Origin of the sequence: Permianibacter aggregans (assembly GCF_009756665.1) — a bacterium.
Taxonomy (GTDB): domain Bacteria; phylum Pseudomonadota; class Gammaproteobacteria; order Enterobacterales; family Permianibacteraceae; genus Permianibacter; species Permianibacter aggregans.
Genome location: NZ_CP037953.1, coordinates 68,696 through 91,667, shown reverse-complemented (window position 1 = coordinate 91,667; position 22,972 = coordinate 68,696). Strand labels below are relative to the sequence as shown.

Genomic DNA, 22,972 nt, shown 5'->3' with positions numbered 1-22,972 from the left:
CCCAATTCATTAAGCATAAAGCTCAGCGCGATCGGTCCGCTTTCGACCCAAAGTAGACTGTGGGCGAAGATCAAGTCTGCCCAGCGCTACGCTCTGCAGCAAAATTGAAGTGCAATTGAATTTTTCCCGACAGCAGTGCCTTGTTATAACCTGGGCGCATATATGATGTCAGAGAAAGAATTCTGAACTATCCTCCATTGCCCACCTGGCATCGATCGGGCAGATAAATTATTTTCTAAGTCTTGGTATATTGCGCGCACGGAAACCTCTTTGATTTTCTCTAGACCATCAACTTCAAAACGCAGCTCTGTTATTACATGAGTAATTGCAGAAGTTTGGTCATCCACACTCAATACTTTGAACGAAATCGGTACATGCCCACCAAAATCTTGCCGTGCCATACCAGCTTTTTTCCCTTTAGGAGTATCGGTAAAGTACAAAAGGGCATCAGCAATAGGGCCAAATCGCTTATTGCACCAATGATCCAGGAAGACAGCAACTGCATGTTCAGGTGTATTTTCAGGCAGGTTGGAAACATCCCCTTCAAATGGAAGATATGGAATATCTTCAGATACTCTTGGCGTCCATTCTTCGATTAACTTTTTCATACGGTTTGTTTCGGAGACTTTCCTAAATAGCTGGCCCCAACTCGCCTCTTCTTTTGGTCTCGGCTCCTTTTTCCCATCATCAATTGCTCCAGCCCAGTCCCTCGCTGCAAAGAGAGCAGACCAGCATTTTGCTGCCACTATTTTGTTATCAAAGGCTAACTCTCGACCATGAAGAATCCCGTTTCTGTATGGAATGGTTATGGGATCTTCATTCGTCCTGTTTCTACCTTTAGTGAGAATTGATGCTAGGGCTTGAAGGCCAGACTCATGAGCTGCAATGCAATCCCAAGCCGTCAGGTCGGCGTTTTCAGCAAAAAAACCTACATGCTTGGATACATCATTTACGAGACCATCAAGCAAGCTTAACAATAACGGGGTACACGCATGATATCTACCCGCCAAATAATCATCTCTAGCCAACTCAGTGAGTCTTATTCTTGTTCTAAAATCCCGATTTCCATTGAATCGCAGTATGCCCCACTTCAATGTTTCTTCGTCATATGAATCGGACAAGAAGTTTTCGGCGGTATTTTTCCCTTCTGTGTCATGAATACTTATTGCTTTCTGCATTACTTCCATGTTCATTGATTCGTATGCGACCCAGCCTAAGCTCGTAAAGCGCTCATTGAATTGATCAGGAAGTTTCAATATTTCTGCTTGCTCTTTCATGTTTTTTAGTTCACTGAAGATATCTTCTGCTTTAGGGAGAGCTTTGCGAGCAAACGGAAAAGCCTTGTACAAAGCCTCCAAGCTTTCAAATGCCTCGAGCTGCTTCAAGATTTTCGCACTTGTCGGATTATCAATTATCTTCTTTGGCTTACTCACGATGCCTCCTTGAGCTTATAACACCACGTTAAATGGCGCGTTGGAGCGAAGCGTGAACGCGCCCGAGCGAAACGAGGTGAAGTGGCTTTGACGGCCTTGTTAGGCAAGCACCCATCAAATTATGTTGATATTGAATGCTGCTAATACATCTTTAGCGATGTCATCATTAGTTTTATCTTGGAAGTAGATAAACCGATCCCTTTCATTACATAGCCGCTCAGAAACGTACTTGAATGAGCAAGCCTCATAAAGTGCTGCCTTTATAAGGGAGACGTCTTGATCAAGCACGGACTTGCTTGCCATTTCACTCAGCTTTGCGAGCTTTGAGTTTAGGCTGCTTACTATATTCATGATTGCCCGAACAGCGCGTCGCTGCTCTATAGTTAATGACGAGTAAATTTCTGGGCAATTTTTTTCAATGATATAAAAGGTAAGCGGGCTTGGAAGGCTGTATGCCTTTTCAGCGTCTTGAATCGGCATAATGTTCTTTTTTGCTTTAGCGCAAATATCGTTCGCATGCGCAAGCATTATTATCATCCTTTCTGAGTGGCTGCGTAGATCATCTAGCTCCGTGTAGAACTCGGACATCTTTGCCTTTCTTTCGAAACGACGCGTCCACGAAGCTACAAGTGGAGCCATTAAGCCGCCGACAATTACGCCGAGAATCGCAAATACACCCTTTGAAATATCCATACTCACTCCATTTTTATCAATACTCACCTTGTCGAAGGCTAATACAATCCCCGAAAATGAATGTTTCATCATGCCATTTCGGAGGCAATATTCATTTCTAGCGATGTATATGCCTGACCTCACTCGGTTTTACCAGAAACTAGAACGATTTAGGCTCAGAATGATAGGTAACTTAATTGGCAAACTTAAGTTATGCCAATTGGTAGATTGGTGCCACCCATCTACCGCCCCAACTCTCGGTTCGAGCGTCCGATTCTGGCCGAATCAAGTCTTTCACTTTAGCCTTTGTGCTTTGGACGTACATTTGGACTCTCCGTGAGAATTTGAACGTCTATTTGTGGGATCAAACTGGGGCGAGCTTTAGCCCGTCCCATTGAGCGAAGCGAACGGTTTGAACCAGTTGTTATGCCTTTGCTGCAATGGCCTGTGGGATTTCATTCTGGTGCAGGCGCTCAATAACTTTTTCTGCTTTTATTGTTCTGAACTTGCCGCCAGCATCTATATATTTTAACCCGTCATCCTCTACAGACTCTTGCTCTCGTCCAGCAAAGTCGCAGAGGTTATGAAAGTAGCCTTTAGCATATCGGTAAGCAGCGACTGCTTCATCAGTAGTTTTGCCGACAGTTAAAAGTTCCATTGGCTCTCTGCCATCCAGTTTAGTAGGGACGAGAAGGCTGTTTTGGGCTAGCTCAACATAAATTTCAGGCAGGCCAAGTTTCTCGCTTAGTCGATAAATTGTGCTGCAGAAATTGGCAATATAGAAGCTGTATGTCAACTGCGGGTTTACATCTCGGATAATTGCATCGAGTTGCCATCTGGCAAAGGAAAGTTCTTTTTCAATGTCTTTAAATGCGTCTTCATTTATAAGTGGGACTCCGTTTTCAGGTCTTCCGGTAAAGAATACTTTGTGAACCCTTGGGTGAACCTTGAACTTTCCGGTTAAGCAATCAAGATACTGCACATCCCCAATTTGACCGAAATAGCTAAATAGCTCCTTTCTATGGGAGTGGAATAGGTCAAGATTATTCTTTTGTTGTGTGATTTTAATCTGCTTTGCAGTCTGTTTCGTCGCGTGTAAACGTGATACGAGAACGGACAATGGTAGCGCTAGAGATAAGGCACCCAAAGGAAGTGCGCTAATTGAAAGAAATTTTTTTAAACCTTCACTTGTCACGGATACGGAGTACCCATCCCACGAAACCACACCGAGAGCGAGAAAGTATAAGAATGGTGACAGAATTGAAACCCACAACAAACCTTGTTCGAAAAGACCACTTTCCTCATTCAGTGCTAGTGTGGATTTGAATCGTTGGAAACCCCAAGATCCACTTCCTAGAATGCCCGCAACAGCTAAGATTGGAATTAATATTGGTAGAAATATAAGGGCTAAAAGGCTGAGTATTTCAGTCAATCAAAACTACTCCTAGTAGGCATAACGTGAATTCGCCCCTAAAAGGGGCGTTATCTCGCTCCTTTTAGGGGGCAGTATCTGTTTCCGATGAGAATAAGAGCCTGATTTAATTTGACCCCACCGGAAATAGGGTCGATTAGGGACAAACGGGATAGGCACCATGGACGGTAATCATAAGCGACTTCAGCTTGGTCGATAAGTACTACCAAATGACCTGTCACAGCGCGCGGTGCGACCATCTGCTTCTGGTCTAACGCAGCCAGATGAGAACACTATTTCTCCAAGCGAAGGGCCGCCACAACGTGTACGCCAAGCCTAAATTGACCAAGATCAATATTTTGACCTGACCTTTAAGGTCTTATGTTGACTGGCGGTCATGTTGGCAATGCTGACGATTAGTGCTTTGCCAAAGTGCGATGTTTGAAGCCGGCTTTTGTCCGAACCCATTTTCAGACACATTTACTATTCTCCTCAGAGCAGCGCGAAACGGGGCCATAACAGTGCGGGTTTCCTGGATATTCACTGTTGGAATAATAGCGCTGGCATTGTTGCCGATGGCTTTTGCTTGGCCACTGTTTGCCTCTTGGCCAAGCGATGCGGCCTCCCAGCTCCGCACCGCGGGCAAGCTGACTGCCGTGCTGGGATTCACGCTGTTTATTCTGGCCGGTCTGCTGAGTGTGCGGCTGCCGGTGATTGACCGGCTGTTTGGTGGTTTGACGGCGATATGGCGTGTGCATCATTGGCTCGGTGCGCTGGCGTTTTTGCTGTTGATGGTGCATCCGTTGTTGCTGGCTTTTGCTGCGGTGCCGAATTCGCCTGCGAGCGCAGCAGCGGTGTTGTGGCGGCCGCTGGATCATTTCTCTGTTTGGGCGGGATGGCTGGCGTTGATTGCGATGATGGTTTTTCTGGCGCCGAGTTTTGCGTTTTTCGGTAAACCGGATTATCAGCGCTGGAAGCTTCTGCATGCTTTGTCGGCCGTTGCGCTGCTCGCTGGCTGGGCCCATAGTGCGATGCTGGCGCATTCGGTGCCGGCGATGTTCTGGCATGGCGCCGTTACCTTGTGTGTGCTGGTCATGCTGTATCGCTGGGTTTTTTCGCGCTGGCTGGCTTGCCGTCCGTATCGGCTCGAATCGGTTCGAATGATTTCGCATGATGTCGCGGAGCTGAGTTTGGCGCCGCAAACGAAACCGCTTGAATACCGCACCGGTCAGTTCGTTTATGTGCGGCATTTCAATGCGAATGCCGAGGCTTTTCGCGAGGAGCACCCGTACACCATTTCATCGAGCCCGGATGACAACGTATTGCGCCTTGCCGTCAAGGGCTGCGGTGACGGCAGCAGGGCATTGGTTTCGCTTTCACCCGGTGATGCGCTCAGTATCGAAGGACCATACGGTGAGTTTTTCCCTGAGCAACGCGCCAGCAAGCGCGAACTGTGGGTTGCCGGCGGCATTGGCATCGCGCCATTTCTGAGTCGTCTGCGCTGGCTGCACCAGCAAAAAGCACAATGCGATATTGAAATGATTTACTGCATCGACCGGCCCGAACGCGCGCATTTTCTTGCTGAACTGCAAGCGCTTTGCGAAGCGATTACCGGCATGAGTTTGCATGTGCATTATTTTCAGCAACAAGGGCCAGTGAGTGCCGATTTCCTGCAACGGCAATGCCCTGATATCAGCGAGCGGCAGGTGTTTGTCTGCGGGCCGCCTGCGTTGATGAAGCATCTACGGCCGATACTGCGACGGCTTGGCGTACGGAGATCGCAGCTACGTAGCGAGGACTTCAATCTATTATGAAAACGTTCATGTTTGCTGCCTGGTCAGCATTTATTGGTGCCATTGCCACCTTGACGTTTGTTGCCTGGCTGAGCCCGGCGTCGGTGGCGCAGGAGCCCGCTTCCGAATCGCCAGCGCCAACGATTTCAGCGGCATCGGAGAAGTCCTTTTCGCTTGATGAAATTGCCAAGCACAATCGCCTGGAAGATTGCTGGATGGCGATTGAGGGTAATGTTTATGACATCACGAGTTATGTCAAAAACCATCCGGCACCGCCAAGCGTATTGCAGCGCTGGTGTGGCAAAGAAGCGACCGAAGGTATGCGCACCAAAGGTTATGGCGCTGACCACAGCAAAACCGCCTGGGAGATGTTGAAACCGCTGCGCATAGGCGTATTGGAGCGGAACGCCAACTGACGTCGAGTGGCGAACCATAACGCCGCGGGCTGCTTGGCCGCAGAAGGGAGTTCATCGTGAAGACGAGTTCAGCAACACCGTTGCCCAAGAGCATTTTTGGTTGGCGCTATGCATTCAGCCTTTGCCTGATCGTGGTGACTGGCCTGCTGATGGCGACGCCAGCGTTAGCCTCATCCCAACGCTGCATGATTTGTCACGATGCCGAACAGCAACCAGCCATCGCCGCGATGCTGCATTCGCGCCATGGCATCGGCACTGGCGCCGAGCGGGCGAGCTGCACTGATTGTCATGGTGAAAGCACTGCCCATATGACAGCCGTGACACCCGGCGCTGCGCGAGCGCCAACGGATGTGTCGTTTACGCATCGTTTGCCGGCGGCAAGCGAAGCGCGTAACGCGCCTTGTTTGGGTTGTCATGAAGGCGCCACGCGCATGCATTGGCGCGGCAGCCGTCACGACTTTGCCAACGTTGCCTGTCACGATTGCCATCAATTGCATACCGATAAAGATCGGGTTCTGGATAAGCGCGGAGAGACGGCGGTTTGTCTCAGCTGCCACAACCAGCAACGCGCCGAATTTTTGCGACCGTACAATCACATGAGCGCTGGCGCCGATGCCACTTGTACGGATTGTCACGCTGCACATGGCTCAATGACGCCGGCATCGCTGGTTGCCGCGACACGCAACGATACCTGTTTTCAATGCCACGCCGAGAAGCGCGGCCCGTTTTTGTGGGAGCACCCACCGGTGCGCGAGGAGTGCACGCTGTGTCACCAGCCGCACGGTTCGGTGCATCCGGCCATGTTGACGCAGCGCAGTCCATGGTTGTGTCAGCAGTGTCATCTGGCCCAATTTCATCCGAGCACAGCATTGAGCGGCACTGGACTGCCGGGCGCAACACCGGGCTCCAGCAGCATGCTCGGCAAGGACTGCATGAATTGCCACACGCAGGTGCACGGTTCGAATCATCCATCTGGCATACGCCAGACACGCTGAAAGGAGGTGAGCCATGTTGACGTACAAGCACATGCTGACGCTCACGTTCACCGCACTCTTCAGTTTGCTCGCGCACGCTGCGGAGCAGGGTGGCAGCGACAAGAAAATAAATGAGCTGGAATTTGGTGTTGGTTATATCAGTGATGATCTGACCGGCATCGGCCCGTTTTTCACGGCGGAGCGCGAAGGGTCATTTACCGTATTCAATCTGGATTTGGAGAATCCAGCCAGCGAAAATGAGCCCAGCTATTGGGGGTTACAGGGAAACCAACTGGGTTTGTCCAATCGGGAGTTGTGGTTTCAGGCAGGCTCATTAGGCAGCTTTGAATTTGATTTTGGCTTCAGTGAATCGGAACGTTTGCACAGTGAAACGTTTCTGACGCCTTATCTCGGTGTAGGCAGTGCGGATTTGACACTACCCGAAAATTGGGTAGCCGCCTCGGACACCAGCGGCATGAGCAATTTGAATGAGAATCTGCAGGAATACCGACTCGAACAATCGCGCCGGCGATTGATGCTTGGTTTCAATTGGCGCGCGCTGGATGACTGGCGTTTCGACGGCCGCTATCAACGCGAACAAAAAGAAGGCCTCGACAGCTTTGGTGCGATGTTCGCCAGCAGCGGTGGCAATGCGCGGGCCGTGTTGCTACCAATGCCAGTGGATAGCGTGACGGACACGCTGGAATTCAGCGCCGACTATTTCGAATCACAATGGCAATTGCGAGTGGCCTGGCTGCTTTCACTTTTTGACAACGAGATACCGGCATTGCGCTGGCAGAATGCGTTTGCCGGTGTGGCCGGCTGGCATCCTTCCGCCTCTTATCCGAGCGGGGAAGGGCAGGCGGCGTTGGCACCCGACAACAGTTTTCAGCAATTGCGTGTCAGCAGCGGTTACACCTTCAGCAACCATCAACGCTTGAGCGCCGATGTGGCATTCAGCCGCGCCAGACAGGATGAAACGTTTCTGCCGTACAGCATCAACCCGACGTTATCCGCAGCAATACTGGAACCGCTACCACGCGATTCGCTGGATGGTGAAACTGACAGCACGCAACTGACCTTGCGATACAGCGCCCGACCCAACCAAACCTTCTACTATCGTGCGCAATATCGGTTTGATGATCACGACAGCAATGGTGAAGGGCAGACTTATGTATACATTCCAGCTGATAGCGCTTTGCAAAATATCAGCGCTGACAGTTCGACGCGGCGTATTCGCCAATCTTCCGATCGGCGTGAACAACAACTGGAGTTGGAATTTGGCTATCGCGTTTCCGCGCATCAGGACTGGCGCTTAGGTCTGCAGCGAAATGAAACGCGTCGTGATAACGGTGCAAGGCAGCACGCCGATGAAAATCAAATCAGCCTGAACTATCAACAGCAATGGAGCGATACGCTGTCATCGCAAGTCCGCTACCAATTCAGCGACCGTAACGGTTCGACTTATGTTGGCAATGAAACGTTTTTATCCAGCCATGCACCGGGCTATACCGAAACGGTCGCCGGGCAATGGGAAAACCATCCTGATTTGCGTCATTACCATCTCGCTGACCGACAACGACAGCAAGCGACGGCGCAAATCAACTGGGCGATTTCCGATGCCTGGCAGCTCGGCGCCAACATGCACTACACCGGCGACGATTACCGGCAGTCGGAACTCGGCTTGACCAACAGCACGGCAAAAGGCATTTCACTGGATACTCATTACGTAATGGATCGCGACTGGATGTTTTATCTGTTTGCGGCCACTGACGTCATGGATGCTGAGCAAAACGGCCATGATTTTCGCGGTGGAGCGTTGCGTCTTGTTCAGGCCGCCGACCCGAATCGGCGTTGGTTCGTCGAGCACGAGGATCGCTCGAACGCCATTGGCGCCGGTCTGACCCACGAATTTCAGCAATTGCCATTAACGATGGGCTTGGACGCCGTGGTTGTCGAAACCGACAGTGATATCGACATGCTTGCCGGTTCAGCGCTGAGCAGTGAACCGCTGCCAAGTATCGCCACGCGCCTGCACAGCCTCAAACTGCACGGCCGCTATCACTTAAGCGAGAAACTGAAACTGAATATCAGCTACTTCATGGAGCGATTCGACAGCGATGATTGGCATCTGGATGGCATCGATGTCGATACGCTGAGTGGCGTCTTGCTGGCGGGAAATCCGAGTCCAGCGTATCGGGCAGATGTGTTCATGCTCAGTCTTGGCTATCGATTTTAGAAGCCGGTAAGGGCCTGATCGGCGGCAATCGAAATGCCCGCTGAGCTTTGCACACCTTGGCGCTTCCATTTACTCCCTCTCGAAAAAGGCATTGACAGCCGCCGCCGGCCTTCTCAATAATGATATGATGTATCATTGCTTTCGAGGCCATAATGAAGGACCTGCTTGGCGTATTCAGTTCCGGTCTTTGTCTCTGCCACTGCCTATTGACGCCGCTGCTTCTGGCCTTGGGCGTACTGGGCGGTGCGGGCGCTCTGCTGGAAAGTGAATGGCTGCACGGCCTGATGTTGGTGCCGATGCTGATGCTGGCGGCGCTCAGCCTGCCGGATGGCTGGCGCTTGCACCGTAATCGCTGGCCGCTTGGCTTTGCTGTCCTCGGTTTTCTTTTGTTGTTTGTCTCGTTCGCCAGCGAAGCCTTGCTGGAAACCCTTCTTGCTGTCAGCGCCAGCCTGCTGGTGGCGACCGCCCACTTGCTGAATCGTCAACTCCTTGTCAGGCAATCCACAACATGAATGAACAGAAACTACCGGTGACGGTGCTGTCCGGCTTTCTTGGCGCCGGCAAAACCACTGTGCTCAATGCCATTTTGAATAACCGTGAACAGCGCCGCGTGGCGGTGATTGTCAATGACATGAGCGAGGTGAATATCGATGCCTCGCAGGTCAATCGCACGGTGGAGCTGAATCGTCAGGAAGAAAAACTGATTGAGATGAGCAACGGCTGTATTTGCTGCACCTTGCGCGAGGATTTGCTGACTGAAGTGCGCCGACTGGCCAGTGAAAACCGCTTCGATTATCTGCTGATCGAATCAACCGGTATTTCCGAACCATTGCCGGTGGCCGAAACCTTTACGTTTACCGATGAGAACGGCAATAGCCTGTCCGATCTGGCGAAGCTGGATACGATGGTCACGGTTGTTGATGCGCTGAATTTTCTCAATCTTTACGACGAAGCCGCCTATCTGAATGAAACCGGGCAGGGCCTTGGCAGCGACGACGAACGCAATATTAGCGAGTTGCTGGTCGAGCAGATTGAATTCGCTGACGTGATTCTGATCAGCAAAACCGATCTGGTTTCTTCATCCACGGTAGAGGAAATCACCAGCGTGATTCGTGGCCTGAATCGCGACGCGAAAATTCTTCCTATTGCCAACGGCAATGTGCCGCTTTCTGAAGTGTTGGCCACCGGCCGTTTTAGTTTCGAGCGCGCTCGCATGGCGCCGGGCTGGCTCGCCGTCATGCGTGGTGAAGAGCATTCGGAAAGCGAAAGTTATGGCATTGAAAGCTTTGCTTATCGTGCCCGCCGGCCATTTCATCCCGAACGCTTTTATGCGTTTTTGCACCAGCATCAACCGAGCGGCAAATTGCTGCGATCAAAAGGTTATTTCTGGTTGGCCAGTCGCCCCGATTACGCCTGGGAGTGGAACCAGGCCGGTGGCAGTGCCCGCTATGGTTTCGCCGGCATGTTCTGGCATGCGGTGGAGGCATCGGAGTGGCCGCAGAGCGAATCACTTCAACAGCATATTGCCCAGACCTGGCAGGAGCCATTTGGCGACCGTCGACAGGAGCTCGTTTACATCGGTCAACGGTTGAATCGTGAACAACTGCAAGCCGAGCTGGACCGATGCCTGCTTAATGATCAAGAAATGAAAATGGGCTCGTCATTCTGGCAAAGCCTACCCGATCCGTTCCCCGTTTGGTCACAGGAGACTGAAGCGTGAGAGTTATTGGTTAAGCGAATGCCAGGCTCGAACTGCACGGGCCAGGCCATGTAGAATTCGGTATCAGTCTCAGGTGATTGAATCCAGCCGTTATCGACCCTGTTGCGATAACGGCCGGTTCATTACCCAAACGCCAACCCAGCGCGGATTACCCACATGACCAAAACTCTGGATGTCGAGCGAATCATGCACCGGGCAGGGGAGCTCTGCAGCCAATCCGGTGCACGGCTGACCGACAAGCGGGCGAAACTGCTGGAGATTCTGGTTCGTTCCGAAACGCCGATGTCCGCCTATGAACTGGCCGATCAATACAATCGCCAGGCCGAACAATCGATGCCAGCGATGTCCGTCTACCGAATTCTGGATTTTCTTGAGCAAGAGCAGCTCGTTCACAAACTGTCATCCACCAATAAATACCTTGCCTGTGCACACATCGCCTGCGCTCACGAACACGAAATTCCACAGTTTCTGATTTGCCGCAGTTGTCAGAAGGTCAAGGAAATCGGCATCAAGAGCAGCATCGTCGAAGAGCTTTCCGCGCAGGTAGGCAAAGCCGGATTCAAACTGATGAATAGTCAACTGGAGCTGGACTGTCTTTGCAAAGCTTGCGCAAAAATGGAAAACGTAGCGAGCTGAGCATGTTTGTCGCTGCGGTTTCGTCGCGATTAGCCGAATGAAGTGTCAGCCTGAAGAATCCCAAAGCGCTACTAATCAAATGGAGCCTGTCATGCAGCCAATCAATCTCGCAGAAAAGCTCGCAACGTTCTCTGAATACTGGCAGCCAAGAGTGGTAGGGCAGTTCAATGGTCACGATCTGATGGTCGTCAAGGTGAAAGGCGAATTCCTTTGGCACAAACATGACGACACCGATGATTTCTTTCTAGTGTTACAAGGTCGCATCACGATTCGGATGAGAGAAGGGGACGTGACACTTTCCGCTGGCGAGGTATTTATCGTGCCAAAAGGTGCGGAGCATTGCCCGTTTGCTGAAGAAGAAGCCCACGTTCTGCTGCTGGAGCCGACGGGCACGCCGAATACCGGTGATGCGAACACAGCGGCGCCTCGACGAGTGATTTAGCAGTCCGTTATGGTGTGGCTGACGCGACATCCCGCACACAGCGAACGCTGAATCCGCAACTCATTGTGCCGGTATGGCGTCCGATTTGTTGTTTACTTCGGCCGATTAAACGTTCGATAGCGTGTTGTTCATGTGCCGATGTCGCCGTCCAGAAATTGGCGTGTTCACCAGCAAAAAGAAACCGGCCGTCACCACTGCGCCAACCGGCCAGCAGAACCTGTAAACCACTTTCACCACCGGCTTTCATCGCTGTGGCGATTGGAGGACCGCGCCAAATCGATTTTTCCAGCTCGTCGGCGGGCATACCTAAGCTCGCTTCAAGTTGTTGCCAGTCTTTGTCGCTAGGTAAGTGCCAGCCTTCAGGGCAGGCTTGTCGCGCTGTTTGCCAGCTGTAGAGTGCGCCGAATTGTTGATAGTGCGTGGTGCGACGTGCCGCAGCGCTATCGCCGTTGTCATGGCCATAAACCCAGATGCCGCATTCGCTGTCTGCCAGAGGGCATACGCGTGGTAACCAGGCAAGATTTTCGGCAAGCCATTCCTGCGAGCCAACGGTTACCGTGGAATAGCGGCGTTGATCACGTCGATCAATAATGTGTTGGCAGGCCGGTGACGAATCATTGCGCTGGCGCACTTCACCACCATTGCGACGCTTGATATCGGCTACGGCGCCGCCATCGAATATTACTTCGCCGCCATTGTTCAGCTCAGCATGCAAACGCTCACAGACCGTTAGCTGAATCTTGCCGCCGTTTCGGATCTGAACGGAGGCATTCAATGCTGGTGCTCTCGTTGCATCGATATCGACGCCGTTGCCAAGATTGAACGTCATTTTTTCGTTCAGCGGAAAGTCCGACTGTACCTGAATACGGCCGCCATTATGGCCATGCAAAGCGCGCAATATCGGCAACGATATCGCTATTGGCACCTCACGCAGGGATTCGCAGTTTTTCTCGCAGGAAAGCGTCAAAACACCATCAGCAATTTCTGCGTTTAATAATTGTGCAAGCTTCTCTTGCTCGGGCATTTGCAGTTGCGCCGTATCCGCATGGCGTATCTGAACATCGGGAACACCATTGATAATGACGGTGTCGAACTCCGTTGCAGCTTTCCTGGCCAAGGCGCTGTGACTGACAGCTTGAATCAACAACGCAGCGCTGATTTTCCACATCGCTGTTCTCGAAAAACTCATCCCACCTCTCCGTTTTTCTGTTTCTGAACAGACGCATACTAGCGCGACAGCTTAGGGCCGCTTTTCAAAATCTGTAATAAAACATGTCGAAATCCTCCGCGGAGCACCTCGATGCCGAGGCTGATAGCGATCTCGTTGGGAAGGTATGGATTGCTTGCGCGCAGGTTTTTCGCTATGTTTTCACTGATTTTCTGGTTGCATTTCATGCCAGAATGTCACGCGATTTCGCCCCGTTGTCTTTGATTGATAAAGCGCTTTATCAGCACGTTCCAGCAACTGTGAGGTCGTCGTGATATCCGCCTCAATCAGCGCCACACCGACACTGTCGGTTTGGCCAAGATGCTGCCTGCACCGAGCGTCGAACGCGCTCGGCAACCACCAACGCACCATCATGCGACGTGCCAGGCATGATGATCACAAATTCCTCGCCGCCATAACGTGCGAGAAAATCATAAGTGCGGACCGCGCGCTGAATGATCTCTGCCAACTTTCGCAATACTTCATCGCCAGCGGGGTGACCAAAGCTGTCGTTGTAGCTCTTGAAGAGGGTTGGCCGGGATGCTGGAAATTTTCGCCAAAAGCCAGCATAACAGTCTGATTTTAATTGAGTTTCTTGCTTGATCGCAGGACGGTTTGGTGAGACTCAGTCCCTAGACACTGCATCATGCCAGGCATCATCTTCGGCATGCAGGTAAATCGCGGTGGTCTCGAGTTTCTCATGCCTAGCGGTTTTGTTCACAAAGCGAATGTCGATTTGTTTGTCAGCGAGATGCGTAATCGCAGTATGGCGCATCCAATGCGTCGATGCTCGCCGAAGTGTACGGGCATAATCAGGCTGATTTGACTCAATGACTTCCGCGACTTCAATGAATAGCTCTTTGACCAAGCGATAAATCATATTCGCCGATACCGATCTCGTCCCTTTCTGACTTGGCATCAACGGTTTTTCGTCATCCATTGTCGGTTCTGGTGACCACCCTAAGTATGTACGAAAGCGCCTCACTGCCAGCATGCAAGCTGGCGACACCGGTACTTTTGCAGGCTTGTTTCCTTTGCCCACTACGAACCACCACCATCGGCCCCGAACCTCACGAAGGCTACCCATGTTATGTGTCGCCAACTCACTGACTCGCGGCCCGAGGTGATAAAGCAAGCTGAACAAATACCGCAAACGCTCAGCGCGGTCGCGTTCACGCACCGAAGTTGTTGGCAGGCCTTCAATATGTTTCCACACCAATTGCCATAGCGCATGATCCAAGTAGCGCGACACGGCCTCCGGTGTCGACCTATTGACGCCTTTGACTCTTCTTCGCGCCAGACCCATCGGATTGCCGGCAAGGTAACCTGCTGTCACCAAATACGTGAACAAACTATTCAGAATGTTCAGGGCTTGCGCTTGGCTTGCTGCGCTGACTGGGGCCTGAAACGGTCGCCATTCCGGAGAATGACGCGGTGCTCTTGGCCCACACCAACGCTCTTGCGGCAGCGGACTTTGCAAGAACTGCTGGTACCGCTGCAAGTCTTCGCGCTGCAGATCCGATAAGGCTTTTCCCCGCTCAAGCCAACACCAAAGCAACAACCTTTCGGCTTCTTTGCGGTAACTACGTAGCGTTTGTGGAGAGTCTACAAATTCGTTTAACCAGGCGTGCACTGCTGACAAGTCGTCCGTTGCGCCGAGTTGACAATGACCTTCGCCTCGATTGATTCCAGTAGAACCATCCAAAAACGCATCGGGCTGGTGCAATTGCTCCAATGGCACCGGAGCCATGCTCTGCAAAGTCATTTTTCTCGCCATTTTTTACTCCGATGCCGCGTAGCTGCCGTAATCCTAGCAAATTCATGATAAGCACGATAATCATGAATTTTATACTTAAAACATACTATAAATTACGGAATACGTAACATGATAAAGTATGAATAATCGGAAAGTCACCTGGTGGACGTTTTATGGGGCGTATTGGTGTGAGTTACGAAGAGTTTCTCGTTGTCGCGCGGCAATTGTTTGCGCAGCGACAGACCGTCACGGTAGATCGGGTTCGAGAACAGCTGGGTCGAGGTAGTCGCACCACCCTATTGAAATTTCTTCAACGGTGGCGCGACGAAGCGGTCAGTGAACCGGAGTTCTCATTGATGGATTTGCCTCCGCAGATGGTTTCCCTTGTCGAGGCCATGTGGCGTACCGCAGGGACACAAGCACGATTAGCGTTGAACCATGAGCGGGAGCAGCTGGAGTTACGGGAGCAGTCGGTCAAAGAAGGTGAACAGCTGAAAGAAGGTCAGTTGCAAGCACTGACCACGCAGCTAGCCGTGCATCAACAACGTGAGCAGGCGTTAGCAACAGAACTAGTAGGCTGTAAAGAAGCGTTGGCCCGCCTTCAAGTCGAGCATCAGCACGTGATGGGATTAGCGGAAGCCAAACAAGAAGCGCTGACGGCTTGTCAGGAGCAAATCAAAACGTTGCAGCAAAAACTGGCCCAGGAATCTGCGGAGCACGCAAAGCTAGTGATAGCAGAGCGTGAACGATATGAGATTGAGTTAGCACGCTGGCTAAAACAATTGGATGAAGCACGCGTTTTGCTTCGTAAGACCACAGATCGCTACGAAAAACTGGAAAAACGCCTGAACGTTGAGACGTCGCAAGCAAACGCTAACGGCGCTAAGTCGGAAAAAGGCCAACGAAAACCGTCCAGGCCAGCAAAACGCCAACTCGAAAAGTGAGGGCGATTTGCTGGTTCGAATGTTTCATACAAATCCAATGCGAGGGTTCGCCATCCCTGGCGTCTTCAATGGTATCCATCGACGGCACGCACTTTAGTCGCGCGTAACTCAAGACAAACCAATTACTTCAGCACGAAAACGTCCACCAAACATCGGCGCAACAACCCTGGGGAGAATTCGCGCTCGCTCACGCACGACATAGTCCTCTGGGAATCGCCGATGCTCGGCAAATGCCTGTTGCTGCTGACGGTGAGCTTCCGATTCGTACGCGAAGAGCTCTGCGCCTGAGAGTACAGCCGCTACACCAAAATTCATCATGACGTCACCGCCGACCAGGTGTTTCGGGTCAATAAAGTGCACTTCGGGATAACGCCCCATGGCAATGCGACATAGCACTCCATGCAGCAAGTTGGCTGAGTCAATGTCTCGCATATCAACGACTGCAACGCGTCGAGAATATTGCGGCTGGACATCGTAAGACTCAGTAAACATTGCTGGTCGGGCGAAATCCATGCGAATCCCTGGAGCGTCGATATCCTCGTCAAGTACCATGGCTTCCCATCGCCAACGGTCGGGATATCCCAACGAACCCAAACCTTCAATGCCCTGTTTTAACGCCAACTCGTTTCGTTCGCGTTGCCGATGAGAACGGAACACTCGGAATGCAATATTGCAAGCGGTCAGACAGTGCAGGGGTTTACAGGTTTCGGATGGTAGCCAGTGCATCGGGTCGATGAAATCAATGGCACGTGGACGGAGGTGAGCTATGGCGTTTATTGCCCGCATAACGCCCATTCCCGTACCGATGGGAGCGAGATCGAGAAGTAGGCCCACCGAGCCCGGTGTAAAGGTCAGATCTATGTCAGGAAACTTTATCGCGGATGGTTCGACAAACTTAGGATTGCCTGTTGATAGAGATCTGGCCATCGCTGACCAAGACGAGAACCCGTTTGTGCGTGCGACCATTTCCAGGCACTGCGCATGAGAGAGTCCGTTTTCCTTACTCAAGCGGCGAGCACGTTTTTTCACTGACTGAACAAGGTTTTGATCGAGAGTAGACATTGCATGATCCTCTACCGCCCACCTGAAAAGGTAACGTTGAGACACCATTGGGCGTGGCTTCGAGGCGGCATTGTCAATGCAATACATGGACAATCAACGAAGTCATGATGCTGCCAATTAAGGCTTTCCAATCGAGCTTACTCGACTCCCAATGTGGGCGGCTGGCACTCAGCCTAGTCAATAGTGTCTCATCAATCGTCTTCTCTGACAAGCTGATAACAGTCACGCGGCTTTGTTGTTTGCGCGGTTGAGCATGCTGAACAAATTTGAGATGAGGACTGGGCAGTCCCCGATGACATAAACGCTTTGTGCGAGCAGCAATGGAGTCGGTAAGAGAATAGCCAGAAGGTCATGCAAGTCGAACAATGACTAACTATCCAAGGCACCTTCGCGCGCGAATGGTTGTGTTAGCTGTTCAAGATAATTGACCGGATAATTTGGCTGCGTTGCGATTCCTATATCTGACATGGAAATTCGGTCGCGCAACTCAATGCGTGCGGAGCCTAAAACTCGATCCATCAGTGTCGTAAATAGACCGAAATTTACGTTACCTTCTTTTGTATTGAGGTGATGAAGTCGGTGCACAACATTCAGCGCGAGAATACGATGAAAGGGACGATAAAAGTAATTTACGTTGGAGTGTTGTAAAAGCAGTTGAATGACTACTGCAACCGCAAGAACGGCTAGAATGTCAACGGAAACCCCAATCAGCAGCAGGGGGATAACACCTGCCCCCGTTTCCAGTAATTGATGAATGGGGTGTTTCATCAAGCCATTAAAGCCATACATGCGTTTAACGCTATGATGTACTGCATGAAAACGCCAGAGGATTGAATAATGGTGGCTTGCGTAATGCATCAACGTAATGCCAGTGTCGGCAATCACTATTGCCAGCAACAGCTGGATTGTCAATGGCCATTTGTCGGGCCATAAATCAATTACCGTTATAACGCCTTCAAGGAAGGGTAGTAGCAACAACCCAAGAAGTGTTAGTGACTCATTAACGACTGCGTGAAGACAATCCCGTTTGGTGTCATTTTGGGCAATATTAAACATCTTATTATATGGCGCCACTCGCTCCGCAAGGAAAGAGATGATGATTAGTACGGTTACAAGCAAGGCTAACCACCAACGTGAGTGTTCCGAGACTACAATGTATACCGCCGTTCCATTGCCCAATATGAGGAATGCGGGGAGCTACAATATTTTGATCAGTGTAGGTAAGGAAATCATTCACAATCTCTCAAGCCGCGCAAGTTCGCTAGCATATGCAAGCGCTGAACCTGTGAATTGAACGAAACAGCTACTTTTCTGATAATAGGTTCGCTATGGTGGCGGGTGTTACACCAAAGGCATCTTGAACGGCGCGGCAAAAGTGAGCCTTATCGGCAAAACCCGCTATCACCGCGGCGTCCGTCAAAGGCATCTCCTGACTAAATTTTAATGCGCTCAACATTTTCAGCCACTTCTTATAGCTCCGAAGCGGAAGTCCTGTCTGTTCTGAAAACCAATGTGAGAAACGACTTGGTGATAGCTTTGTTAGATCGGCAAGAGTCTTTCGCGAAACATCAAGCCCTAGCGTTGAGCCTTCATGCAATTCCTTTAATACGCATTTCAGTTTTGGGCATTCTGCGGAAGTCATGAATCGATTTCGGAACTGATTTAGTGTTTCGGTAAGCGGTCCTGATCCGGTAAAGACCTCCAGATATGATTCACGTATCGAGTCATCCAGCGGGATTACTCCTTGCTTGGAATCACAAACGGGATTCGATGGGCAAGGCCAATTGTGGCCAGCAGGATCGAGATAAATGGACAAGACCGGCGCATACATCAGTTGATGTCGAACACCTGCAGGTATCCAGAAACCTTGTGCCTCGAAATGGCCGGATTTTGTCGCCACTTGAATTTTTCGGTCAAGACCAATGACGACCTGATGAGCCCAGTGTCGATGCGGTTGATTATCTCCAGACCGTCCAACAAATGCGCCGCATCCTACGGAAAGGGCGACTTCACCGAGCCATGACACTTTTGATAACCGATTAAGCATTGCATTGACCATCTGGGGAGCTCGCGAAAACAAGACATTATCCAATTGTGGCAAATCGTGTGCTAGATTTTTACGACAACACGCCCGTTTTCAATGCTATTCGGATGGTGATATGCCGGTTGGGACAATATTTTTGATTTCTCTGTTTTCAGGACTAGCGCTACCACTGGGAGGGTGGCTAGCTGCCCATGAAAAAGTACTACCAAGATGGTTAATCAATGAAACGCGGCATTTTGTTTTGGCTATGGCCGGAGGCGTACTGCTCGGTGCCATCACCATGATCCTGGTGCCAGAAGGTATGCATGCCTTCGACCATCCTACGTGGTCGGTAATACCAATAATTATAGGGGGAGTTTTCTTCTTTCTCTTTGAGCGGAATTTAGCAAGACGTGCTCACGAGGCACCGCAAATGATGGCAATGCTTCTGGACTTTGTTCCAGAGTCATTGGCGCTGGGGGGATTGGCGGCGATTTCACCGAAGACCGTACCTATTTTAGCTCTGATGATTGGTGTCCAAAATCTGCCTGAGGGGTTTAACGCATACCGAGAAGTACTTTGCCGTACTCAGTGTAAGTCGTCACATGCACTCTGGTTGCTAAGCCTTGCGGCGCTGTGTGGCCCCATTTCTGCAGTACTGGGCTTCTATTTTTTGGCGGATCAAGTTACCTGGCTAGGCGCCGTAATGCTGTTTGCCTCTGGCGGGATTATGTACTTGGTGTTTCAAGACATCGCTCCTCAAGCGAAGCTGAATCGACATTGGACGCCCGCACTGGGTGCCGTATTTGGTTTCGCGTTAGCGGTGTTTAGTAAAGCGATACTCAGCTGAGCGTTTACTGGAATTGCAATGCGCGGCTCAAAGTAGTTCAAGCGTCATTGTTCATCGGTACGCATGACAAATAACTTGGACTGCTCACAAGTTTTACAAATGGCATTTGCTTGCGGATGAAGTGATGTTTCAAGGTCCATTGGCTATGTGGTTTTCTGCCCTGGTGAAATGCTCGCCAAAGGAATGGCGAAGATCACCAAAATCACCCCTAACCACTGAGCAAATGACAGCGACTCAGAAAAGAACATGTAGCCGAAATACAAGCCAAATATCGGCGTCAGAAAACTATAAACATTCAGCTGGTAAAGCGGAGCCTTTTCCATTAACCAGAACCATATGGCAAAGGGCAGGGCTGTACCCGGCACTGCCATTAGTACGATGAGCCATAAATACTTAATATCACAGCATTGAATCGTCATGGGGGCCTGAAGCAGGACTAACAACAGGAGAGGCAAGGCTCCAAGCAATAGTTGCAATCCCATCGCATAGAGTACATCAACATGGCTGGCGATTTTTTTCAATAAAACATTGCTAATCGCGATGCTCGTAGCGCCAATCACCACATAGGTAATGCCACTTAGCGATTGGGGGTCAGAGGAGTAAATGCTGTCCCCACTGATTACAACAATGCCGAGAAATCCGACTGCATAGGCAACCAACGATTGTTTCCCAACCCTCTCGTTTAATATACACCACCCAAGCAAACCAGCGATCAATGGCTGTGTGTTGGTGAGTACCGTAGCGAGCCCAGGACTGATTAGGCGACCCGCATAAAACATTCCCCAAAAGCCCACGCTGGTCGCAAAAAACGCGATAGCCGAAAGATACGCATAACTGCGCGTTGTGTTGGGGATCGGCCGTCGCAATAGCCCCGCGAAAAATATCAAGAAGCCACCGGCGATGATCGCACGTAACGTCGCGGTTAACATGATCGGGGCATACGTTTGGCTTATCGAAATAAGCGGAAAACACATAGCCCAAAGCAGCATGGTGAGCGTGGCGCCAAAAACCACGGATAAATTTTGCCTTGGTTTTCCATCAGCTTTTTTCATTGATTCTCTACGTCATGTCGTAAATGAGGCTAGAAATAAGGACTCAACTTTCAAGGGCACCGACAATGGTACTGAGGGTGCTGATGACGTCGGATGTTCCTGATAAGATAGAGAGACCTATCAATCAGGATGGATATTCAGTTTGGGCCGCCACAAATGGCATAGTAATGATAAAAGTCGTCACACCATGCGCTGACTCCGCATTTATGGTGCCACCGTGTGCTTGAATGATTGATTTGACAATAGACAATCCTAGCCCAGCACCGTCGCTGTGACGTTGTCGTGACGGATCTATTCGGTAAAAGCGGTCAAAAATTCGGCCCAGATGCTCTGACGGGATGATTTCGCCGGGATTTTGGATGCGTATTTCGATCGAGCTTTTGTCTTGTTGCTCGATGTGAACAGTGATCGTGTTATTGGCCGGAGTGTGACGGATTGCGTTGCTGAGCAGGTTGGCAAAAGCACGACGGAGCATATCCCGATCACCACTGAATGTGCATGACTCCCCTTTAAGCGAAAAGGCTAGAGACTTTTCTTCCGCGACCGGCTCAAGGTACTCGAACAGCGAATTGAACTCTTCTTCCAAAAGAATGGTGACGGGATGCGTGCGAATCAGACCATTCTCTGATTTTGCCAACCAGAGCATATCGTTTACCATTTTTGCCAGCCGCTCCAGTTCTTCCAGATTCGAATACAGTAAATCACGGTACTCTTCTGCACTCCTTTGTTTTTGTACACCCACTTGAGATTGAGTGATGATATTAGTTAACGGCGTTCTGAGTTCATGGGCGATATCGGCGGAAAAATTTGCCAGTCTTTTGAATCCTGATTCCAGTTCCATAATCATGGCATTGAACGATCTGACCAACGCGCGAAGTTCACTAGGCACGGTTAACTCATCAAGCCGTAAATCCAGTCGGCCAGTGTGCACTTTCTTGATTTGATTGCTCAATGCCCGAATCGGCCCGTGCGCCTGATGAATGCCATACCAGGCAGCGAATAACGTAATAATGCCCGTCCCGAACAATATCCAGGTAAAACTCACCTGGAAAGCGGAAAGAAACTCTAAATGAAAGGTCATTTCCATCGCCGCCAGAACTCGGAATTCTTGACTGTGAATGTTTCGCTTTTTTACCGTTCCTCGGTAGGCAACACCATCTGCGTCCCAGACCAAAAGCGCCTCGTTTCGTACGAGAATTGTTAGAGGTGTGGTCATGGTGCCATGTTCGAATGGTTGAGGTGATGAACGAAAAAGAATTTCTCCCTTGCTGTCTTGCACTTGATAGTGGACACCATGGTGTCCCGTCACCGCATTCTTGAGCGTGGAATGATCGCCTTCTTCAAGGCTTTTCTCCAGAGCTTGAAAAACAGCATTGCTAATAACCTCCAATTCTTCGGCATCCTGTATCACGAAGTGATGTTCAATCGATCGTGTGACCAACTCAAAAATCAACCATAAGCTTAAGCTGATAGCAATGGTTACGAAGGTCATTACCCGGAATGACAATGAGAGGGAATGACGACTAATGCGGGACATGGTCCGTCTCTTCGATGTCCAACGTGTACCCCATTCCCCTCACCGTATGAATAAGTTTAGGAGCGAAACCTTCGTCAACTTTCACCCGCAACCGTCGAATCGCCACATCAATCACATTCGTGTCGCTGTCGAAGTTCATGTCCCAGATTTGTGAGGCAATCAGGGAGCGAGGCAGCACCTCACCTCGACGACGTACAAGCAATTCCAATAATGAAAATTCTTTTTGGCTCAACGCTAGCCGATGCCCGGAACGTGTAGCTCGACGCTTTGCCAAATCCAGGACTAAATCCGCAACCTCCATTTTGTCAGGTAGGATGTTGGCCGTTCCACGGCGCAACAACATCCGTACGCGGGCTAGCAGTTCGGCGAATACAAATGGTTTCACCAAATAGTCATCTGCCCCCAGATCCAGACCCGCTACTTTATCGTCGGTGCTATCTCGAGCGGTCAAAAACAGCACTGGTTCGCTACGTCCTGCCTCTCGCAGTGCGCGGAGAATTCTAAACCCATCAATGTCCGGTAACATGACATCAAGAATGATCAGGGCATACTGCTCCGTCATGGCCAAGTGATGACCCTCAAGGCCTGAACGAGCCAGATCCACGCGAAATCCAGACTCGCTCAAACCTTTCTGAAGGTATTCACCCGTTTTGAGTTCATCTTCGACTATCAAAATTCGCATGTAATTACCTTAAGCAAAAATCATCACGAAATAGCGATGACATGGCATAGCATGCCTGCCGGCATTCATTCGTAGGCAGCATATAGGCTGCAGTCGCACATCAACATTACACCAACATTACAT

Annotated in this window: 23 protein-coding genes; 10 read left to right on the top strand and 13 right to left on the bottom strand. The window is 50.6% G+C overall.

Features of this window, described 5'->3' with window-relative positions; translation table 11 throughout:
* Positions 1–143 precede the first annotated feature (143 nt).
* From E2H98_RS00435 to E2H98_RS00425, 3 genes are all read right to left on the bottom strand, one after another.
* Positions 144–1,433, bottom strand: coding sequence for a hypothetical protein (locus E2H98_RS00435; protein ID WP_133593380.1), 1,290 nt, complete (start codon positions 1,431–1,433; stop codon positions 144–146).
* Positions 1,434–1,547: 114 nt separating this feature from the next.
* Entirely contained in the window at positions 1,548–2,198 is a 651-nt protein-coding gene (locus tag E2H98_RS00430) for a hypothetical protein (protein WP_133593378.1), read from the bottom strand.
* A 331-nt stretch (positions 2,199–2,529) separates the two neighbouring features.
* Positions 2,530–3,537 (bottom strand): hypothetical protein, encoded by a 1,008-nt coding sequence (locus tag E2H98_RS00425; protein ID WP_133593376.1) that lies wholly within the window; start codon positions 3,535–3,537, stop codon positions 2,530–2,532.
* 554 nt (positions 3,538–4,091) lie between these two features.
* Between E2H98_RS00425 and E2H98_RS00420 the strand changes: the two genes are divergently transcribed.
* The 8 genes from E2H98_RS00420 (at position 4,092) to E2H98_RS00385 (ending at position 11,736) form a co-directional block, all read left to right on the top strand.
* On the top strand, positions 4,092–5,330 hold the full coding sequence (locus E2H98_RS00420; protein WP_162848221.1) for a ferredoxin reductase family protein: 1,239 nt from the start codon (positions 4,092–4,094) through the stop codon (positions 5,328–5,330).
* Positions 5,327–5,725, top strand: coding sequence for a cytochrome b5 domain-containing protein (locus E2H98_RS00415; protein ID WP_198325194.1), 399 nt, complete (start codon positions 5,327–5,329; stop codon positions 5,723–5,725). The genes E2H98_RS00420 and E2H98_RS00415 overlap by 4 nt, the downstream gene beginning before the upstream one ends.
* A 56-nt stretch (positions 5,726–5,781) precedes the next feature.
* Positions 5,782–6,720 (top strand): DmsE family decaheme c-type cytochrome, encoded by a 939-nt coding sequence (locus E2H98_RS00410; RefSeq protein ID WP_133593372.1) that lies wholly within the window; start codon positions 5,782–5,784, stop codon positions 6,718–6,720.
* 13 nt (positions 6,721–6,733) lie between these two features.
* Positions 6,734–8,938 carry an MtrB/PioB family decaheme-associated outer membrane protein gene (locus E2H98_RS00405; protein WP_133593369.1) on the top strand — a complete coding sequence of 735 codons (2,205 nt, stop codon included), beginning with the start codon at positions 6,734–6,736 and terminating at the stop codon, positions 8,936–8,938.
* A 152-nt stretch (positions 8,939–9,090) separates the two neighbouring features.
* Positions 9,091–9,450 (top strand): MerC domain-containing protein, encoded by a 360-nt coding sequence (locus E2H98_RS00400; protein WP_133593367.1) that lies wholly within the window; start codon positions 9,091–9,093, stop codon positions 9,448–9,450.
* Positions 9,447–10,658 carry a zinc metallochaperone GTPase ZigA gene (zigA, locus tag E2H98_RS00395; protein ID WP_133593365.1) on the top strand — a complete coding sequence of 404 codons (1,212 nt, stop codon included), beginning with the start codon at positions 9,447–9,449 and terminating at the stop codon, positions 10,656–10,658. Before E2H98_RS00400 ends, zigA begins: the two co-directional genes overlap by 4 nt.
* Before the next feature lie 156 nt (positions 10,659–10,814).
* On the top strand, positions 10,815–11,294 hold the full coding sequence (locus E2H98_RS00390) for a Fur family transcriptional regulator (RefSeq protein WP_133593363.1): 480 nt from the start codon (positions 10,815–10,817) through the stop codon (positions 11,292–11,294).
* 91 nt (positions 11,295–11,385) lie between these two features.
* Positions 11,386–11,736, top strand: a complete 351-nt coding sequence (locus E2H98_RS00385; RefSeq protein WP_133593361.1) for a cupin domain-containing protein — start codon at positions 11,386–11,388, stop codon at positions 11,734–11,736.
* A 7-nt stretch (positions 11,737–11,743) separates the two neighbouring features.
* On the opposite strand, the gene E2H98_RS00380 is transcribed toward E2H98_RS00385, so the two are convergent.
* From E2H98_RS00380 to E2H98_RS00365, 4 genes are all read right to left on the bottom strand, one after another.
* Complete coding sequence (locus E2H98_RS00380; RefSeq protein ID WP_133593359.1) at positions 11,744–12,925, bottom strand: FISUMP domain-containing protein; 1,182 nt, start codon at positions 12,923–12,925, stop codon at positions 11,744–11,746.
* A gap of 180 nt (positions 12,926–13,105) precedes the next feature.
* On the bottom strand, positions 13,106–13,318 hold the full coding sequence (locus E2H98_RS00375; protein ID WP_133593357.1) for a diguanylate cyclase domain-containing protein: 213 nt from the start codon (positions 13,316–13,318) through the stop codon (positions 13,106–13,108).
* Complete coding sequence (locus E2H98_RS19515; RefSeq protein WP_408634806.1) at positions 13,227–13,421, bottom strand: diguanylate cyclase; 195 nt, start codon at positions 13,419–13,421, stop codon at positions 13,227–13,229. Before E2H98_RS19515 ends, E2H98_RS00375 begins: the two co-directional genes overlap by 92 nt.
* Before the next feature lie 147 nt (positions 13,422–13,568).
* The gene (locus E2H98_RS00365; protein WP_198325184.1) at positions 13,569–14,720 is read right to left on the bottom strand and encodes a tyrosine-type recombinase/integrase; all 1,152 of its coding nucleotides are present in this window, start codon (positions 14,718–14,720) and stop codon (positions 13,569–13,571) included.
* 152 nt (positions 14,721–14,872) lie between these two features.
* Between E2H98_RS00365 and E2H98_RS00360 the strand changes: the two genes are divergently transcribed.
* On the top strand, positions 14,873–15,643 hold the full coding sequence (locus tag E2H98_RS00360; RefSeq protein WP_133592923.1) for a DNA-binding protein: 771 nt from the start codon (positions 14,873–14,875) through the stop codon (positions 15,641–15,643).
* A gap of 108 nt (positions 15,644–15,751) precedes the next feature.
* On the opposite strand, the gene E2H98_RS00355 is transcribed toward E2H98_RS00360, so the two are convergent.
* From E2H98_RS00355 to E2H98_RS00345, 3 genes are all read right to left on the bottom strand, one after another.
* Complete coding sequence (locus tag E2H98_RS00355; protein WP_133592925.1) at positions 15,752–16,705, bottom strand: hypothetical protein; 954 nt, start codon at positions 16,703–16,705, stop codon at positions 15,752–15,754.
* Positions 16,706–17,074: 369 nt separating this feature from the next.
* Positions 17,075–17,824 (bottom strand): sterol desaturase family protein, encoded by a 750-nt coding sequence (locus E2H98_RS00350; protein ID WP_198325185.1) that lies wholly within the window; start codon positions 17,822–17,824, stop codon positions 17,075–17,077.
* 184 nt (positions 17,825–18,008) lie between these two features.
* A complete protein-coding gene (locus E2H98_RS00345; RefSeq protein ID WP_133592927.1) occupies positions 18,009–18,764 on the bottom strand; it encodes an AraC family transcriptional regulator in 756 nt (251 codons plus the stop codon).
* Between the two features lie 100 nt (positions 18,765–18,864).
* Here E2H98_RS00345 and E2H98_RS00340 point away from each other — a divergent pair, with 100 nt between their 5' ends.
* Entirely contained in the window at positions 18,865–19,578 is a 714-nt protein-coding gene (locus E2H98_RS00340) for a ZIP family metal transporter (protein ID WP_133592929.1), read from the top strand.
* Between the two features lie 143 nt (positions 19,579–19,721).
* Here E2H98_RS00340 and E2H98_RS00335 read toward each other — a convergent pair whose 3' ends face one another.
* From E2H98_RS00335 to E2H98_RS00325, 3 genes are all read right to left on the bottom strand, one after another.
* A complete protein-coding gene (locus E2H98_RS00335; protein ID WP_133592931.1) occupies positions 19,722–20,630 on the bottom strand; it encodes a DMT family transporter in 909 nt (302 codons plus the stop codon).
* A 124-nt stretch (positions 20,631–20,754) separates the two neighbouring features.
* On the bottom strand, positions 20,755–22,167 hold the full coding sequence (locus tag E2H98_RS00330) for a heavy metal sensor histidine kinase (RefSeq protein ID WP_133592933.1): 1,413 nt from the start codon (positions 22,165–22,167) through the stop codon (positions 20,755–20,757).
* The gene (locus E2H98_RS00325) at positions 22,154–22,849 is read right to left on the bottom strand and encodes a heavy metal response regulator transcription factor (protein ID WP_133592935.1); all 696 of its coding nucleotides are present in this window, start codon (positions 22,847–22,849) and stop codon (positions 22,154–22,156) included. The genes E2H98_RS00330 and E2H98_RS00325 overlap by 14 nt, the downstream gene beginning before the upstream one ends.
* Positions 22,850–22,972 lie beyond the last annotated feature (123 nt).

What these genes read in the sequence shown, in the direction of transcription:
- E2H98_RS00430 (WP_133593378.1), bottom strand. Translation starts at nt 2,198, where the DNA reads ATGATGAAACATTCATTTTCGGGGATTGTATTAGCCTTCGACAAGGTG.
- E2H98_RS00420 (WP_162848221.1), top strand. Translation starts at nt 4,092, where the DNA reads ATGGCTTTTGCTTGGCCACTGTTTGCCTCTTGGCCAAGCGATGCGGCC.
- E2H98_RS00415 (WP_198325194.1), top strand. Translation starts at nt 5,327, where the DNA reads ATGAAAACGTTCATGTTTGCTGCCTGGTCAGCATTTATTGGTGCCATT.
- E2H98_RS00405 (WP_133593369.1), top strand. Translation starts at nt 6,734, where the DNA reads ATGTTGACGTACAAGCACATGCTGACGCTCACGTTCACCGCACTCTTC.
- E2H98_RS00400 (WP_133593367.1), top strand. Translation starts at nt 9,091, where the DNA reads ATGAAGGACCTGCTTGGCGTATTCAGTTCCGGTCTTTGTCTCTGCCAC.
- zigA (WP_133593365.1), top strand. Translation starts at nt 9,447, where the DNA reads ATGAATGAACAGAAACTACCGGTGACGGTGCTGTCCGGCTTTCTTGGC.
- E2H98_RS00390 (WP_133593363.1), top strand. Translation starts at nt 10,815, where the DNA reads ATGACCAAAACTCTGGATGTCGAGCGAATCATGCACCGGGCAGGGGAG.
- E2H98_RS00385 (WP_133593361.1), top strand. Translation starts at nt 11,386, where the DNA reads ATGCAGCCAATCAATCTCGCAGAAAAGCTCGCAACGTTCTCTGAATAC.
- E2H98_RS00380 (WP_133593359.1), bottom strand. Translation starts at nt 12,925, where the DNA reads ATGAGTTTTTCGAGAACAGCGATGTGGAAAATCAGCGCTGCGTTGTTG.
- E2H98_RS00375 (WP_133593357.1), bottom strand. Translation starts at nt 13,318, where the DNA reads ATGATGGTGCGTTGGTGGTTGCCGAGCGCGTTCGACGCTCGGTGCAGG.
- E2H98_RS00365 (WP_198325184.1), bottom strand. Translation starts at nt 14,720, where the DNA reads ATGGCGAGAAAAATGACTTTGCAGAGCATGGCTCCGGTGCCATTGGAG.
- E2H98_RS00360 (WP_133592923.1), top strand. Translation starts at nt 14,873, where the DNA reads ATGGGGCGTATTGGTGTGAGTTACGAAGAGTTTCTCGTTGTCGCGCGG.
- E2H98_RS00355 (WP_133592925.1), bottom strand. Translation starts at nt 16,705, where the DNA reads ATGTCTACTCTCGATCAAAACCTTGTTCAGTCAGTGAAAAAACGTGCT.
- E2H98_RS00345 (WP_133592927.1), bottom strand. Translation starts at nt 18,764, where the DNA reads ATGGTCAATGCAATGCTTAATCGGTTATCAAAAGTGTCATGGCTCGGT.
- E2H98_RS00340 (WP_133592929.1), top strand. Translation starts at nt 18,865, where the DNA reads ATGCCGGTTGGGACAATATTTTTGATTTCTCTGTTTTCAGGACTAGCG.
- E2H98_RS00335 (WP_133592931.1), bottom strand. Translation starts at nt 20,630, where the DNA reads ATGAAAAAAGCTGATGGAAAACCAAGGCAAAATTTATCCGTGGTTTTT.
- E2H98_RS00330 (WP_133592933.1), bottom strand. Translation starts at nt 22,167, where the DNA reads ATGTCCCGCATTAGTCGTCATTCCCTCTCATTGTCATTCCGGGTAATG.
- E2H98_RS00325 (WP_133592935.1), bottom strand. Translation starts at nt 22,849, where the DNA reads ATGCGAATTTTGATAGTCGAAGATGAACTCAAAACGGGTGAATACCTT.